Origin of the sequence: Vibrio sp. D401a, assembly GCF_030248515.1 — a bacterium.
Lineage (GTDB): Bacteria > Pseudomonadota > Gammaproteobacteria > Enterobacterales > Vibrionaceae > Vibrio > Vibrio rotiferianus.
In genome coordinates, this window is the sequence record NZ_JAHGAI010000043.1 from 35,109 (window position 1) to 49,903 (window position 14,795).

The window sequence follows — 14,795 nt, forward strand, 5'->3', positions numbered from 1 at the left end:
CGAACAAGACATCGCTCGACTTTCAAAAGTGTGACTTTTAACATTTTAATCACAATAAAACGCACAAAAAAGGCGCTCTATTGAGTGAGATGTCATCAATAGAGCGCCATGATAACGCATTTAAAACCAATAGCAATCGTTTGCTTTCACTATAGGAAATTTACAACTATTTATCACTATTTGGCAGTGACCCACAAAATGTGCGCATCTTCTTCGCTCACACTGGTCAACATATGGCCCATGTTCGCATCGTAGTAAACACTGTCGCCTTCACTTAATACAACAGGCTCATAGAACTCCGAATAGAACATAACCTCGCCTGATAATATAAGCAGAAACTCTTCGCCATCATGACGGACCCAGTCTTTGTATTCATCAAAACTGCGAGCACGAATTTGGCTCTTAAAAGGCATCATTTTCTTATTGGAAAGTTGAGTCGCCAGCAGCTCGTGTTCGTAGGTTTGAGTAGGGTGTGGTTTACCCTCTTTCTTCTTAGTGATATCACGACGACCTGTCGCCACCTTTTTCCTAGGTGGTTCAAAGAGTTGCGGCATATCAATTTGCAGACCAAGTGCCAGTTTCTGCATTGCTTGGAACGTTGGAGAGATCTGTTCGTTCTCGATCTTACTTAGCGTAGAACGAGCAAGGCCAGTACGTTGGCTCGCCTCTTCTAGCGTGATACCAAGTTTAGAGCGGATATCTTTAATGCGCTGACCGAGCTTAAGCGGTTCTATATTCTGGTCTTGCTGCTCTTTCGCCAACGTCATTGACGGGTATTCATCGTAAATACTTTCTGCCATAAATCCCTCTGTAAAACTTCTTTATTCCTTCCTATTAGCATTGTGCATGAACCCTATAGTGGATAAAAGTCCACCGAGTTAATTAAAGCGTGCTCTTGTTAACAAAACCAGAAATCTCGTTTCCTATAGGAAATTTTTGGTTGATTGTTCGTTCCCTAGGGGGTATGTTACCAACTTGTTAGATGTAGAGATGCACATTTCCGTTAGAGATTGGACTGGAGAAAGCACAATCCAGCGGAGTTTTAACCCACTTATTCGGGTCGAAAGTCACTCTGTTCTGCTATGCAGTTCAGCTGTTTTGAGGACAAATGAGCCACCATCGCAATCAAACAACTATTTCTACTGCGGGTTCATTTTCAGATTTGGAAGGTCAACTACCATGAACAAGAGTTACCCTAACCACAGCTTGGAAAACTTTTTCTCTACCAACCTCTCCGCGACAGATGACGCTGTCTTTGCTGGAATTCAGGCAGAATTCGCTCGCCAAAACGAACAAATCGAACTTATCGCTTCTGAGAACATCGTTTCTAAAGCGGTAATGCAAGCTCAAGGCACATGCCTAACAAACAAATACGCTGAAGGTTACCCAGGTCGCCGTTACTATGGTGGTTGTGAGCACGTAGATACAGTGGAAGCCATTGCTATCGAACGCGCGAAAAAACTTTTCAATTGTGAATACGCAAACGTTCAACCACACTCAGGCGCACAAGCAAACGGCGCAGTTAAACTGGCACTGCTTCAACCTGGCGACACCATTCTTGGTATGTCTCTTGACGCAGGTGGTCACCTAACACACGGTGCACGCCCAGCGCTTTCTGGTAAATGGTTTAACGCAGTGCAATACGGCGTTGACCGCGAAACACTAGAAATCAACTACGACGACGTTCGTGAGCTAGCACTTGAGCACCAACCTAAAATGATCATCGCAGGTGGTAGTGCAATTCCACGTACTATCGACTTCGCAAAATTCCGTGAAATCGCAGACGAAGTAAACGCGATTCTTATGGTCGACATGGCGCACATTGCTGGTCTTATCGCAACAGGCGCGCACCCTAGCCCGCTTCCACACGCACACGTTGTAACGACGACGACGCACAAAACATTGCGTGGCCCACGTGGCGGTATGATCCTGACCAACCACGAAGACATCATTAAGAAAATCAACTCAGCGGTATTCCCAGGTTTACAAGGCGGCCCACTGATGCACGTGATTGCTTCTAAAGCAGTGGCATTCGGTGAAGCCCTAGGTCCTGAATTCAGAACTTATATTGATTCAGTGATCAACAACGCAAAAGTCATGGCAGAAGTATTGCAAACTCGCGGTTGCGACATCGTAACTGGTGGTACTGATACGCACCTAATGCTGGTAGACCTTCGCCCTAAAGGCTTGAAAGGTAACAAAGCAGAAGAAGCTCTAGAGCGTGCAGGCATCACATGTAACAAAAATGGCATCCCATTCGACACAGAGAAGCCTATGATTACATCGGGCATCCGTTTAGGAACGCCTGCGGGTACAAGCCGCGGCTTTGGCGCTGAAGAATTCAAACTCATCGGTAATTGGATTGGTGACGTACTGGACGGATTGGTCAACAACCCAGAAGGTGACGCAGAAGTAGAACAACGCGTACGCAAGCAAGTAAAAGAGCTTTGCAGTCGCTTCCCTCTTTACCAGTAAGAAAGATTTATTAAATCAGAAACTATCCTGACAAGTTATTTGGAGATTAAGCAATGGACAAAACACTGAAGTTTACAGATAGCCACGAGTGGGTACGTGACAACGGTGACGGCACAGTAACTATCGGTATTTCAGAGCACGCTCAAGAGATGCTAGGTGACGTAGTATTCGTTGACCTACCAGACGTAGATGACGAAGTTGAAGCAGGCGAAAGCTTTTCTTTGGTTGAGTCAGTAAAAGCGGCTTCAGACATCTACTCACCAATCACTGGTGAAGTAGTTGAAATCAATGAAGAACTAGAAGACAGCCCAGAGCTAATCAACGAAGAACCATACGAAGGTGGTTGGATTGTGAAAGTGAAGCTTTCAAACCCATCTGAGTTGGATGACTTAAAAGATGCGGAAGAATACCTAAGCTCTATCGAAGAAGAGTAATTAGGATGAGACGAAAGCTGTCCCCTAGCATAACGATTAGTGGACAGCTTTTTTTCTAGGTTCGGACGTATAATTAAATGTGTCAGACGACCATTTCCGTTACCCGGACCAAGGAGTAGGTAAAGGACAATGACTGAATTACTTCAAAGCCTCAGCACACAAAACGAGTTCGTTGCTCGCCACAATGGACCAAACAAATCTGATCAACAGAAAATGTTGGAAGCGATCAACGCAGTAAGCCTAGATGCGCTTATCGACGAAACCGTACCAGCACAAATTCGCCTAGAGCAGCCAATGAGCTTGGCAGAAGCAAAAAGCGAAGCAGACATGCTGGCAGCGATGCGTGAATTCGCTGATCAGAACCAAGTTAAACGTACATTCATCGGTCAGGGTTACTACAACACCTTCACGCCGAACGTAATTCTACGTAACGTGATGGAAAACCCAGGCTGGTACACCGCTTACACTCCTTACCAACCAGAGATCTCACAAGGTCGTCTAGAAGCCCTTCTAAACTACCAACAAATGGTGATGGATCTTACTGGAATGGAAATCGCGAACGCGTCATTGCTCGATGAAGCAACGGCAGCCGCAGAAGCGATGACACTTTGTAAGCGTGCGGGTAAGAGCAAGAGTAACGTATTCTTCGTTGCTGACGACGTTCACCCACAAACCATCGAAGTAGTAAAAACTCGTGCGAAATTCATCGGCTTTGAAGTCCTAGTCGGTTCTCTAGATTCACTGCCAGAGCAAGACGTATTCGGCGCACTAGTTCAATACCCAGGCACAACGGGTGAAGTTCGTGACCTAACGGACATCATCGCAAAAGCGCAAGCAAACAAAACGCTAGTAACCGTAGCAACTGACCTATTGGCTTCTGCCCTACTAAAACCTGCGGGTGAAATGGGTGCAGACGTTGCAATTGGCTCTGCACAACGTTTTGGCGTACCTATGGGTTACGGCGGTCCACACGCAGCCTTCATGGCAACACGTGACAAGCACAAGCGCACAATGCCAGGTCGTGTTATCGGTGTTTCTATCGATACCAACGGCAACCAAGCACTGCGCATGGCAATGCAAACGCGTGAGCAGCACATCCGTCGTGAAAAAGCGACATCAAACATCTGTACCGCTCAAGCTCTACTAGCGAACATGGCGTCTTTCTACGCGGTTTACCACGGCGCAGAAGGTCTACGCACGATTGCTCGTCGTACGCACCACATGACCGCTATCCTAGCTGCTGGCCTAACGAAAGGCGGCTTCGAGCTTGCTCACAACAGCTTCTTCGACACCATCACCATCAATACTGGTGGACAAACTGAAGACCTATACGCGAAAGCACTAGCAGCAGACATCAACCTTCGTAAGTTAGGTACTCAGCTAGGTGTGAGCTTCGACGAAACCACAACCGTGGCAGACGTAGAAGCGCTATTCGCAGTATTCGATGTGAAAGAAGAAGTCGCAGCACTATCCACTGAAATCGCAGGCAACGAATTTGCAGCGATTCCAGAAGCACTGCGCCGCACAACAGAATACCTAACGCACCCTGTGTTTAACACGCACCACAGCGAAACACAGATGATGCGTTACCTAAAACAGCTAGAGAACAAAGACTTCTCGCTAACGCACGGCATGATCCCACTGGGCAGCTGTACGATGAAGCTGAACGCAGCAGCAGAGATGATCCCGGTAACTTGGCCTGAGTTTGGTTCAATCCACCCGTTCGCACCAGCAGAACAAGCAGCCGGTTACGCAGCACTAGCAAAAGATCTGAAAGAGAAGCTATGTGAAATCACAGGCTACGACGCATTCTCACTACAACCAAACTCTGGTGCATCAGGTGAGTACGCAGGTCTTATCGCGATTCAACGCTACCACGAAAGCCGTGGCGAAGGTCACCGCAACGTATGTTTGATTCCAAGCTCTGCGCACGGTACTAACCCTGCAACAGCGTCTATGGTGTCAATGAAAGTGGTTGTGGTTAAGTGTGATGAAGAAGGCAACATCGACGTCACTGACCTAGCAGCGAAAATCGAGAAGCACAAAGACAACCTATCAAGCATTATGATCACTTACCCTTCTACGCACGGCGTATACGAAGAGCAAGTGAAAGAAGTGTGTGAAATGGTCCATGCAGCGGGCGGTCAGGTTTACCTAGACGGCGCAAACATGAACGCACAAGTTGGTCTAACAACGCCGGGCTTTATTGGCTCAGACGTTTCTCACCTGAACCTACACAAAACCTTCTGTATCCCACACGGTGGTGGCGGTCCGGGTATGGGCCCTATCGGTGTGAAATCGCACCTAGCGCCTTTCCTACCGGGTCACATTGAAAACGGTGCAGACGGCGAAAACTTCGCAGTATCCGCAGCGGATATGGGTAGCGCATCTATCCTGCCTATCTCTTGGGCTTACATTGCAATGATGGGCGAAGCTGGCCTAACAGACGCAACAAAAGTAGCGATTCTGAACGCGAACTACGTGATGGAAACACTACGCCCTCACTACCCTGTTCTTTACCGTGGCTCTAACGGCCGTGTAGCGCACGAATGTATTATCGACATTCGTCCACTAAAAGAAGAAACAGGCATCAGCGAAGAAGACATCGCGAAGCGTCTAATGGACTACGGTTTCCACGCACCAACTATGTCGTTCCCTGTAGCAGGCACGCTAATGGTTGAGCCAACAGAATCGGAAGACCTAGAAGAGCTAGACCGCTTCTGTGATGCGATGATCGCAATCCGCGAAGAGATGGCGAAGGTTAAGAACGGTGAATGGCCGCTAGATAACAACCCGCTTGTTAACGCACCACACACTCAAGTTGACCTAGCGAAAGATGAATGGGACCGCCCTTACTCTCGTGAGCTTGGCTGCTTCCCTTCTAAAGCAACCAAATCTTGGAAGTACTGGCCAACAGTAAACCGCGTAGATAACGTATACGGCGACCGTAACCTAATCTGCTCGTGCCCAAGCATTGATAACTACGAAGATTAATTTTTGTAGCATCTAAATTGACAAAGGCGAACCGATTGGTTCGCCTTTTTGTTTTAGGACAAGACTTTTGTAACTCAGCTTTTGGACAGTTCCGTGTTACGACTGCTAGTTGATATCGGACTTTCGGATAGATTTTGCTTTGGTAAAAAGAAAGACGTCACCAGAAAATTTTTCAGTTCACATCAAAAAACATCGGCACTCCTTGTCCGGACTATAAAATTAATACACTTGAGGACCCTGAGATTCGAAAGAAGTTTAACTCTTCCTTTCTAAACTTGAAACCAGACAGCCGCTAACAAAACTTACTAAAAGTGATTGGCGGCTCTAGTTGCTTTTATAAATTGTCAATAAAACCGACCGGCAGGCCATTTGCTCTTTCTGAACTATATTGTGCAACGATAAAACCTGACAAATCACTGACTATATGATCGGGGACATCATTATCTACAAGAATAACCTGACTAACTTTATCTCTGTTCTCAAATTTTTCCGTTAGCCCAATGATGAATTCATAGATATTCTTATACTTCATTGGATCAGACACTGCCTCTATCTCGTCTTCCACTTTCTCATCAGAGCTGATTTCATAATTCTGCTCCTTCGTTTTGCCAAGGTACTTACCTACAGTATCTATCATGAGAAAAGAAGGGTAATTTATATTCGACTCCAAAGACGCCTCTAATAGCGAGCACAAATACCCTATACTTACGATAGTCCTCAAGCCACCTGACGTGAGATTTGAATATTCGATACCTCTGACCTTTGCAGAAAAGCTAACTGGGTCAAAGGAAATATCACTTGGTGATTTGATTTTTACAAACTTCAGATAATTGTCGAGATAATCTCCAAGATCACTCAACACCTCAACCATGGAAGGTGCTGTTTTCTTCAAGTTATCAATTTCTTCTTGTAACTTACCGATTCTAATTTCTAAAGACTTAATATTTGTTGAAAGGTGCTTGTGCTGATTTCTAACTTTAAGCCTGTTAACTATGTCCTTTCGTTTTTGCTTCAGTTCGCCTAGCTGTAGAGTATACATATCTCTCTCAGCCAAATATGGACTTGTTAGCTCCTTTGTGTTCTTTTCTTGCAATCTCAATGCTTCACTTTCAACATCATCAAGTTTCTTTAGTTCAGAGTTAGTATTATCCAACTCTTGTCTAGCCTGCGAAACAATGGATTCAGTATCCCTTATTCTCCGCTTTAACAAGTTTATCTCGTGAGAAATCTTATCTTTCTCATCAATCGTGAACCGTTCTTTAACAATACTTACATCTAATGTACTATCACAAATGGGACATAGCTCTACTTCTTCATTTATCGCCCCAATTGTACTTCTGGCAGAAATAGAAGCTTTAAACTTATTAACATCATTTACATAATCATTTTTAAGCCTAGTGAATTTTTCAATTTTTAATTTTATATCTTGTGATTTCTGAAAAAGGTTTTTCCTCTCCAGAGAGATATTTTCCAACTCAGATTTTATTATTTTGTATATTTCATCATCGCTGACATTTGATTTATTTAGCTCTTTTAAAGCCGTCTCAACTTCTATAATCTTTTGGTCAATTTTGGTCACGCCATCGTCTAGAGTACTAAGCGTTTCAAATTCTGATTCTCTAAGAAACTCTGCTACCATATTGAATTTATTCTCAATAGTCTTTCGTTCTCTAATCCTATCAGAAAGAAAGCCCTCCAAAGTACTTAGGTTGTTATCAAGTGCATTAAAAATATATTTAAAAACTTCTTTATTCTTAGTTTGTACTACGTAGTTATCTGGTTTAAGAAATGATTTATTACCCAGTGTGTCTTGATCTACATAACAAAATTTAAAAATATCTCTAAAGCTAAGTCTAACGAGTTTTGAGTCATCTTTTGTTGGTGACTCCTTCAGCTTAATTTTCGGCAAATCTAATGAATCTAACAGAAAATCAGAATAAAAATCAAGCTCACCATGAGCGGAGCTCTTAGCAAAGCTAGGAAGGTATTTTTTACAAGCGTGATTATCTACAGAATCAAAATTGCAAGGATAGACTTCAATTGGTTGGTTAGGCTTGAATATATCTCTTTTTATTGTATATCTAGTACCATTTAGCTCGACGTCTAAAGCAGCATATTTACCGGAAGCTTCAATTTCTGGGTAGAGATCAAACTTCTTGGAACCAAGCAGATAATCAATCAGATTTAGTATACTTGATTTACCGGTTGCAGAATCCCCATAGATAATATTTACGCCTTTAAAAAATTTAACTCTATAGTTTTTCTCATGGCCAACAACAATTAGCTCATTAATTAAAATACTACTTGCCATTAAACAACACCTATTGTAATTAACTGATTTAAAATAGAATTTAACTGAGAAACATTTATACTGAGCGTCGACACTAGCTGTTTAGCGTACAGTTTAATTTCCGAAAAGTACTCCCCTTCTAGTTCCTCAACGATCTTTATCCCAGACTCCGTTAATGAGTACATAAATCCCTCTTTACTTTTATAGCTAACACATACAAGTTTTTTCTGGGATAAAATTGTCAGAATATACTTCATTCTATCTCTGTCAAACAATGGGTCTAAATTATATGATATTGCAGATACAGAGTAGTCGTCTCTATTTACAATTAGATTTCCTTTACCTAACTGACGTAAGACATAACTAAGTTTCTGTGGATTTCTAACTAGGTATTCATATAAATGAATTCGTTCATTATTCATCTTCAATACTCCACGTTTAGTAGAGCTTAGGTAATATATAATTATCAGAACTACACTTATGTTTAGATAAATATCGTCATCTGGCTCAACGAACGGTAGTTTCATCATTTCACCTTGTCTATCGACTTATCTTTACACCACCAAATATCACATGTACTATCATTAGCCATTTGGTGTAGCATTCCTTTTTTGTGAAAATTCTGAAGTGAAGGGATTAACGACTTGAGTAGAAGTGAATCCTGCTCGGTTATCTTTGTATGTACTTCAGAAAGTAAGATCCCCGAATTAACACTATTATCTGCAAGATATTTATCGTAACTATCTTTATATAGTTGTCGAATATTTACAAATAATTTTTCCAACTGTTCTTTATCATGCCTTGAGTTAAACAGCTTTCTTACAAACTCTGCATTATAATATAACTCTTTAGCGTTATCTTGAGTATCTTCTTCTATATTAGCTACAATTAACTTTAAGACAAAGAGTTCGTTATCCAAATCAGAACCATCTGAATCATTTAACTTTTGAAATCCTATGTCACTCAACTCTTCATTCTTAAATTGTTCTTTAATAAATTGAAGTACACTGAGATATACAATAGCCTGATTATTTTCAGGTTTACAAATTGTAGTATGATCTTCAGCAACTGAAACAATGTCTTTTTCAATTTTGTCGATAGCAACTGCACTATACTTAGTTACGATATTATCGTAGCCTCCGTAAAAGTACTTTGTGGTTGGCTTGGAATCTAGATATACCCAACTTTGATTGAGCTCGGTAATAAACTGTTCCACAGGGTTTAGGTTTGAAATTTGTAAGTTGCTACTAATAATACTTCCCAAAACTGCGCTTGAAGCACCTTGATGCGGAACAGCCAATGAAATGAAGAGTTTTACCTTAGTGTGACTGTTGAGGTTGAGATCGTTTTTAATCAAGCTTTTAGTAATCAACCCTCCCATACTATGGGCAATCACATAAATATTATCGTACTGCTCTAGAGAAAACCTCAAATGGCTAGATAGATTTTTGGAAAGCTCGTCTATATCAAGATTTCTTTCTTTTTTGTGGGTCCTTCTCCTAATCAAATCTCGAATGCGTCTTGCTTTTTCTTTAGTGTCAGCAAAAAGATTTAGTAGCTCAGTGAAATAATTATATGAAGCAACATCGAAGTTATCTGAAATCGTTTCATCAGCTAACAAGAGCTCTGGAAACGCAGTACCATTTGCATTCGTCCAAGTTTTCTTTGAGTCTCCTGTAAACCCGTGTACGAACAACACAAGATTGCGACACCCTTCTCTTTTCTGGTAAAAATCAAAATCTTGAGCCATCCTCTTGTACTCCTAATGACAACATGGCAAACAAAGTAGTGACAATATATCAATTAGTTAGGAAGCATAACAGCATCTAGTTGATTATGGCTCAAAAAACCTTACTTTCCGCACGGCTTACCTGTTAGAAACTCATGGGATCAGGTCTCGCCTTTTCGTCTCTCGTTACTTTTTGTATATCAAAGTTGACTAGGTATCATCATTGTTTGACTTGGAGGCGTAACTCACAATGGGACAAAAATGAGCTAAAATGCTGACGTCTTTGCTCCATTACTTCAAGAGCACAAATAGCCGCTCCCTATCACTTTCTTTGCCGTCCATCCAAATACTAACTCCGCAGCATGCTGAATTAGATTCCTAGTCTCGCCTAGGCTCGCTGGAATCACCCAGAAAAAACACCGAGTGTAGTGGTTCAGCTTTTTGCGTCTGAATTTGAGTAACCCACTAAACACACAGGTTCAAGATCGAAAAAGGCGAACCGCGTGGTTCGCCTTTTTTGTATGGGATGAGGTAACTGAGACGTTTATGATGCTCAACCTAAGCTAATCAAGGGTAACTTGTTCCGACCTCCCCTAATCACCAGTCAGGTTATTGCTCTTTACCACCGCAACGTAGCTCTCAATCACTGGGTGGTCGAACTGTTTCGATTCGTACATCACCCAGCGTTGCGCTACGGTGAGGTCAGTAAACGAACCATCCTTAAAGTCACCGCGCCATCGAACATCAAATTCAGCGGCATACTTACCTTCGCCGAGGTAAGAGACTTCGATTCGCTCGATATCGTGGTCGTCAGACAGCAATAAGTCATGTATCCAATGGTGCCATTCCATAAACTCTTGGCGAGAACGGATTTTGTAATCGGGAAAGTCGACTTGGATATTTTCATCAACGAGATCTGCAAATGCTTCTGCTGGCACTCGCACCTTACCTACGGTTGCACGCTCATACATTGAGAACACTCGGTAGACAAAGCTCTTGATGTCATTCTTGGTAAACTTGCGCTTGGCATACTGCTGAATCAATTTGTCGTAATCCGCCTTTTGATATTGCATTGTGGACACCTATTCCTTATTTAAGGCTTTGTAAGTAAGCGACGATTTCTGGTTTGTCTTCAGCGATTGCCTTTTCAAGTGGCGTATTACCGTCTTTCCCTTTAATCGTGATATCACCACCATTGGCAACCAAGATTTTTAGTGCCGAAAGGTTGTTAGCCCATACCGCATCATGCAGCGGTGTGTATCCATTTCTAGGGCCAACAGCGTTAACGTCATAGCCTGCTTCAATCAGCAGTTCGACGATTCTCGTATTGTTTTGGAACATCGCGGCATGCAGTGCGGTGCCACCGTAAGAATCTCTCTCATCCGGATCGGGATTGGTTTTCAATAGTTCAATCACTTGAGCCTCATTGCCATTGTAAGCGGCAAGGTGAATGGTATCTGCGCAAAACGCTTGAAATGCTGCAGTGATGGCAACGGCTGCCAACGACAAAATGACAATTAACTTTTTCATATTACCCACTATTTTTGTTTCTTGTTTTATCAGCTTCCATGCGTCAAAGAAGCCATAACATTAAATAAAGCTTATACCCATTAACGACTAGAATTCGATTTCTTCACCATCTCGGAAGAAGCCACCTGTTGGTCCATTTGCTGGCAAGTTTGCAGCCCAAGTTACACCACTTGCCCCCTGCTCTACAGGTCTACCACCGCTTCCGCCCATGTCTGTCGCGACCCAACCCGGACAGACAGCGTTAACCAAAATGCCACTGCTTTTGAGTTGATTGGCCAACATTAAGGTCAATGAGTTAAGGGCGATCTTCGACATGCTGTATGCAGGAGTGCTGCCAGTCTGGTTCTTAATTGCACCCGCCCCACTGCTGACGTTAACGATTCGAGCTTGTTGGCTGTTTTGTAGCAAATGTAAGAAGGCTTGTGTCATCCGCCATGCTCCATAAACATTGGTATCCATCGCTTCTTGAACGGTATTGAGGTTGGCATTAACCACGTTTTGCCAAGTGTCATAATGAATGGCGGCATTGTTGATTAACACATCGACAGCAGAAAAACGTTGCTTAACAAATTCAACCAATTGGTCAACGCTCTCTTGGTTAGTAATATCAAGTTGCGCCGCTAATAAGTTATCCATACCCAACTCTTCTACTGTTTGCTGTGCGCTACTCAACTGACGAGCCGTAACAATGACGATGTCACCTTGCTCTGCCAATTGACGACTGACTTCTTTACCGAGGCCACGGTTTGCGCCAGTAACAATCGCGACTCGCTGGGTTGTGTTTTTCATGTCGAGTTCCTCGTCAGTTTTTTATCTGCTTAAGCTTGGGTTTCAGTTGCTTCGAAGGTTTTCATCTCAACTGAATCAAACCATGGTCGAGCCATCTCAAAATGCTCTGTCATGTGCGCTGTGGCCAGATGTGCCTGTAGTTGTTGCTCTGACTGCCATTCTTCATAAAGGAATAGCGTATTTTCGTCGTCTGCACTGATGTTTTGGTGATAGGTAATGCAGCCATCTTCTGCACGAACCACTTTTGCCAGCTCCGCCATGTGCTCGATAAAAAGCGATTTAAATTGAGGTTTTACTTTGCCTGTTACAGTAACGATGATCATAATTCTCTCTCTTATTTTGTGTATTCTGCGCTTCGATAGGTTCTAGATTACTTAGTGTGAGCCGCAATAGATTGAAGAATCCTGCTTCGTTTTTTGTACTTTATTGCTAGTGACTCTGAGCTCTGTTGGATTTGGCTCAGAGACTCATGCTTTCACTGTTTTATTTATTGAGAATACCGCCAATGCAAACAGTGCGAACAACGCGTAAACCAGAGAAACTTGGCTAAGGTCGGTGCTATCAATCACATGAGTAAACAAGGCTGAGATTAGTGCGCCAGCACCGAATGTCGTCGCTGTGTATAAACCGCTTGCCACACCTGCGTTTTCTTTAAAATCTGCCAGTGCGTTTGCCGGACAGCTGCATAGAAGCATGGTGCAACCGATAGCAATAATCACCATAGGACCAATGAGAGAATACCAAGCTTGAATGCCGCTCATAACAAACATGAGTACGCCGCCCGTCACAATCAATCCGAGTGAAAGTGCGATTAAAGCTTTAATGCTTAAGCGTGCGTTAATGGCTGGCGATAAGAAGCTACCAAGCATGAAGACAATCGCGATTGCCATAAACATTTGACCAAATGCGACCTGTGATACTTCAAGTTTGCCCATTAGGTACATTGGCGCAACGGTCAGTAGGTAGATAAACAAGCTCTGAGCCACCAGCGCAAAGAATAGGTATGTCTTAAAGCGCGTATTCAAAACTACGTCGGCATAACGGCGAATAAAGCTCGTGTTTGTTACGTTCGATGCTTCTGTTACCGATGATTGCTGCGCGTTTTTGTCATTTGGCAAAGTCAGGAAAATCCAAACAATGCTAACAACGCCAAGCACCGACATAATCGTAAACAACGTAAACCAAGAGTTTGTCTCGACGATGTACGCACCAGCCAGCGGAGCACTAACCGGAACAAACGCAAGAATACCATTCAGGTAGCTGTATGCTTTATTCAAGTGCTCACCTTCAAATCGCATGCGGATAAGAGCAAAGATCGCGGTAAAGCACGCGCTGCCAGCAAAGCTTTGTAGCGCACGAAACGCCAAGAACTGCATTGCTTGGTCGCTATCAATGGTCGAAATCATAAAAGAGCTGAAAGCAAACAAAGCGAGACCAATCAGCGCGATGTTCTTTTTGCCTATGGTGTCAGCCATGCCACCCCAGAACAATTGGCCAAGCCCCCAGAACAACATGTAGATGCTGATCGCCATTGAGGGCACGCCTTGGTCAGAGAAGAATTCACCGATTTGATATACCGCAGGTAAGAAGATGTCTAAGCCAAGTGGCAGTAGAGTGAAAAGAGGTAAACCCGCAAGAAGAGTCAGCCCGACACTGTTTGTCATTGGGGCTGTTTTTGTTGCTGTCGTCATAATAACTGTCCTATCTACACCCTGAACTTTTCAAGGTGCTTTTCCAATAAGTTACGCACTCTGCGTCTATGGAATAAATGATATAGATAAGATGAGTTAGAACTAGATGATGAATAGCTAAATTATTATTAGGCAAAAGCTAACAATCTAACTACTCAAAGCCAAGATCCAAAAAAGGCGAACCACTTGGCTCGCCTCTTTTGTCAGTAAGGATTTGTTAGCTCGCTTTTGATGCCGCGTGCTGCGCTATCATAAACGCGATGACTTCTTCATTTAAGCAAGATTTGCTGATGTATTGGCGTTGTTTACCCAGATGAAGGATTAAGCCCAAATCGGTTTGTTCGAGTTGATCGATTTCATTCCAAGCGAGGCTGCGGTCAACTTTACCGCTTTTGTAGCGCACGCCATCTGCATTCACATCAAAAACCACTTTGCTGCCACGGCTTGAGCTGATGGTTTGACGCCACAACCACCAAGTTCTTTTGAAGTAAACACTGCATGCTTCAATCACACTCAATACGATAAAGAACCAACCGACATAACCGTTAGGTAGCAGTTCAAACTCCAATAAAACCACACCAAAGATAAGAAACAATATCCCTTTTAGATATGCTTGTGGGAACTTCGTTGGCTGGCTAGTTTGATCATAACACTCAGCAAAGAAAGGCTTGTCGAGTATGTATTCTGTAGTGAATTCGAAATCTTTAGACATGTATGGTTACTTCAAGGCTTCTGTAAATGAGTAATCTTGGTTGCACTCTCGCAACGCATGCATTGTAGCGCTTCTCAGGATTTATCTTTAGTCCTTTTGATTCTGTTTTGTAAATCAATGATACCGAAAGACGACGACGGTTCGATATACC

At 43.0% G+C, this 14,795-nt stretch carries 13 protein-coding genes; 3 read left to right on the plus strand and 10 right to left on the minus strand.

The annotated features are described in order from the left end of the window. Positions 1-176: 176 nt before the first annotated feature. On the minus strand, positions 177-800 hold the full coding sequence (locus tag KIV41_RS17505) for a helix-turn-helix domain-containing protein (RefSeq protein ID WP_285337151.1): 624 nt from the start codon (positions 798-800) through the stop codon (positions 177-179). A gap of 379 nt (positions 801-1,179) precedes the next feature. Here KIV41_RS17505 and KIV41_RS17510 point away from each other — a divergent pair, with 379 nt between their 5' ends. The 3 genes from KIV41_RS17510 to gcvP all read left to right on the plus strand — a co-directional run bounded on the left by KIV41_RS17510 (position 1,180) and on the right by gcvP (position 5,903). After that, positions 1,180-2,475 carry a serine hydroxymethyltransferase gene (locus tag KIV41_RS17510; protein WP_010451971.1) on the plus strand — a complete coding sequence of 432 codons (1,296 nt, stop codon included), beginning with the start codon at positions 1,180-1,182 and terminating at the stop codon, positions 2,473-2,475. Between the two features lie 53 nt (positions 2,476-2,528). Beyond that, positions 2,529-2,909, plus strand: a complete 381-nt coding sequence (gene gcvH, locus KIV41_RS17515) for a glycine cleavage system protein GcvH (RefSeq protein WP_010451972.1) — start codon at positions 2,529-2,531, stop codon at positions 2,907-2,909. A 129-nt stretch (positions 2,910-3,038) separates the two neighbouring features. Then, entirely contained in the window at positions 3,039-5,903 is a 2,865-nt protein-coding gene (gene gcvP / locus KIV41_RS17520) for an aminomethyl-transferring glycine dehydrogenase (RefSeq protein ID WP_285337154.1), read from the plus strand. Positions 5,904-6,237: 334 nt separating this feature from the next. Here gcvP and KIV41_RS17525 read toward each other — a convergent pair whose 3' ends face one another. The 9 genes from KIV41_RS17525 to KIV41_RS17560 all read right to left on the minus strand — a co-directional run bounded on the left by KIV41_RS17525 (position 6,238) and on the right by KIV41_RS17560 (position 14,644). Continuing rightward, entirely contained in the window at positions 6,238-8,214 is a 1,977-nt protein-coding gene (locus tag KIV41_RS17525; protein WP_285337156.1) for a hypothetical protein, read from the minus strand. After that, positions 8,214-8,723, minus strand: a complete 510-nt coding sequence (locus tag KIV41_RS24875; protein ID WP_373417614.1) for an ABC-three component system middle component 4 — start codon at positions 8,721-8,723, stop codon at positions 8,214-8,216. Before KIV41_RS24875 ends, KIV41_RS17525 begins: the two co-directional genes overlap by 1 nt. Then, on the minus strand, positions 8,720-9,943 hold the full coding sequence (locus KIV41_RS17530) for an ABC-three component system protein (RefSeq protein ID WP_285337158.1): 1,224 nt from the start codon (positions 9,941-9,943) through the stop codon (positions 8,720-8,722). The genes KIV41_RS24875 and KIV41_RS17530 overlap by 4 nt, the downstream gene beginning before the upstream one ends. A 572-nt stretch (positions 9,944-10,515) precedes the next feature. Next, positions 10,516-10,995 carry a hypothetical protein gene (locus KIV41_RS17535; RefSeq protein WP_285337160.1) on the minus strand — a complete coding sequence of 160 codons (480 nt, stop codon included), beginning with the start codon at positions 10,993-10,995 and terminating at the stop codon, positions 10,516-10,518. Positions 10,996-11,011: 16 nt separating this feature from the next. After that, positions 11,012-11,452: an ankyrin repeat domain-containing protein gene (locus KIV41_RS17540; RefSeq protein WP_252042810.1), complete on the minus strand. Its 441-nt coding sequence runs from the start codon at positions 11,450-11,452 to the stop codon at positions 11,012-11,014. 87 nt (positions 11,453-11,539) lie between these two features. Further along, on the minus strand, positions 11,540-12,241 hold the full coding sequence (locus KIV41_RS17545; protein WP_285337162.1) for an SDR family NAD(P)-dependent oxidoreductase: 702 nt from the start codon (positions 12,239-12,241) through the stop codon (positions 11,540-11,542). Between the two features lie 29 nt (positions 12,242-12,270). Beyond that, entirely contained in the window at positions 12,271-12,564 is a 294-nt protein-coding gene (locus KIV41_RS17550; protein ID WP_285337163.1) for a putative quinol monooxygenase, read from the minus strand. 144 nt (positions 12,565-12,708) lie between these two features. After that, a complete protein-coding gene (locus KIV41_RS17555; RefSeq protein WP_285337165.1) occupies positions 12,709-13,932 on the minus strand; it encodes an MFS transporter in 1,224 nt (407 codons plus the stop codon). Between the two features lie 217 nt (positions 13,933-14,149). Next, complete coding sequence (locus KIV41_RS17560) at positions 14,150-14,644, minus strand: YcxB family protein (RefSeq protein WP_285337166.1); 495 nt, start codon at positions 14,642-14,644, stop codon at positions 14,150-14,152. Positions 14,645-14,795 lie beyond the last annotated feature (151 nt).

Excerpts from the sequence above, each read along its gene's own strand:
- KIV41_RS17505 (WP_285337151.1), bottom strand. The coding sequence starts at position 800 with ATGGCAGAAAGTATTTACGATGAATACCCGTCAATGACGTTGGCGAAA.
- KIV41_RS17510 (WP_010451971.1), top strand. The coding sequence starts at position 1,180 with ATGAACAAGAGTTACCCTAACCACAGCTTGGAAAACTTTTTCTCTACC.
- gcvH (WP_010451972.1), top strand. The coding sequence starts at position 2,529 with ATGGACAAAACACTGAAGTTTACAGATAGCCACGAGTGGGTACGTGAC.
- gcvP (WP_285337154.1), top strand. The coding sequence starts at position 3,039 with ATGACTGAATTACTTCAAAGCCTCAGCACACAAAACGAGTTCGTTGCT.
- KIV41_RS17525 (WP_285337156.1), bottom strand. The coding sequence starts at position 8,214 with ATGGCAAGTAGTATTTTAATTAATGAGCTAATTGTTGTTGGCCATGAG.
- KIV41_RS24875 (WP_373417614.1), bottom strand. The coding sequence starts at position 8,723 with ATGATGAAACTACCGTTCGTTGAGCCAGATGACGATATTTATCTAAAC.
- KIV41_RS17530 (WP_285337158.1), bottom strand. The coding sequence starts at position 9,943 with ATGGCTCAAGATTTTGATTTTTACCAGAAAAGAGAAGGGTGTCGCAAT.
- KIV41_RS17535 (WP_285337160.1), bottom strand. The coding sequence starts at position 10,995 with ATGCAATATCAAAAGGCGGATTACGACAAATTGATTCAGCAGTATGCC.
- KIV41_RS17540 (WP_252042810.1), bottom strand. The coding sequence starts at position 11,452 with ATGAAAAAGTTAATTGTCATTTTGTCGTTGGCAGCCGTTGCCATCACT.
- KIV41_RS17545 (WP_285337162.1), bottom strand. The coding sequence starts at position 12,241 with ATGAAAAACACAACCCAGCGAGTCGCGATTGTTACTGGCGCAAACCGT.
- KIV41_RS17550 (WP_285337163.1), bottom strand. The coding sequence starts at position 12,564 with ATGATCATCGTTACTGTAACAGGCAAAGTAAAACCTCAATTTAAATCG.
- KIV41_RS17555 (WP_285337165.1), bottom strand. The coding sequence starts at position 13,932 with ATGACGACAGCAACAAAAACAGCCCCAATGACAAACAGTGTCGGGCTG.
- KIV41_RS17560 (WP_285337166.1), bottom strand. The coding sequence starts at position 14,644 with ATGTCTAAAGATTTCGAATTCACTACAGAATACATACTCGACAAGCCT.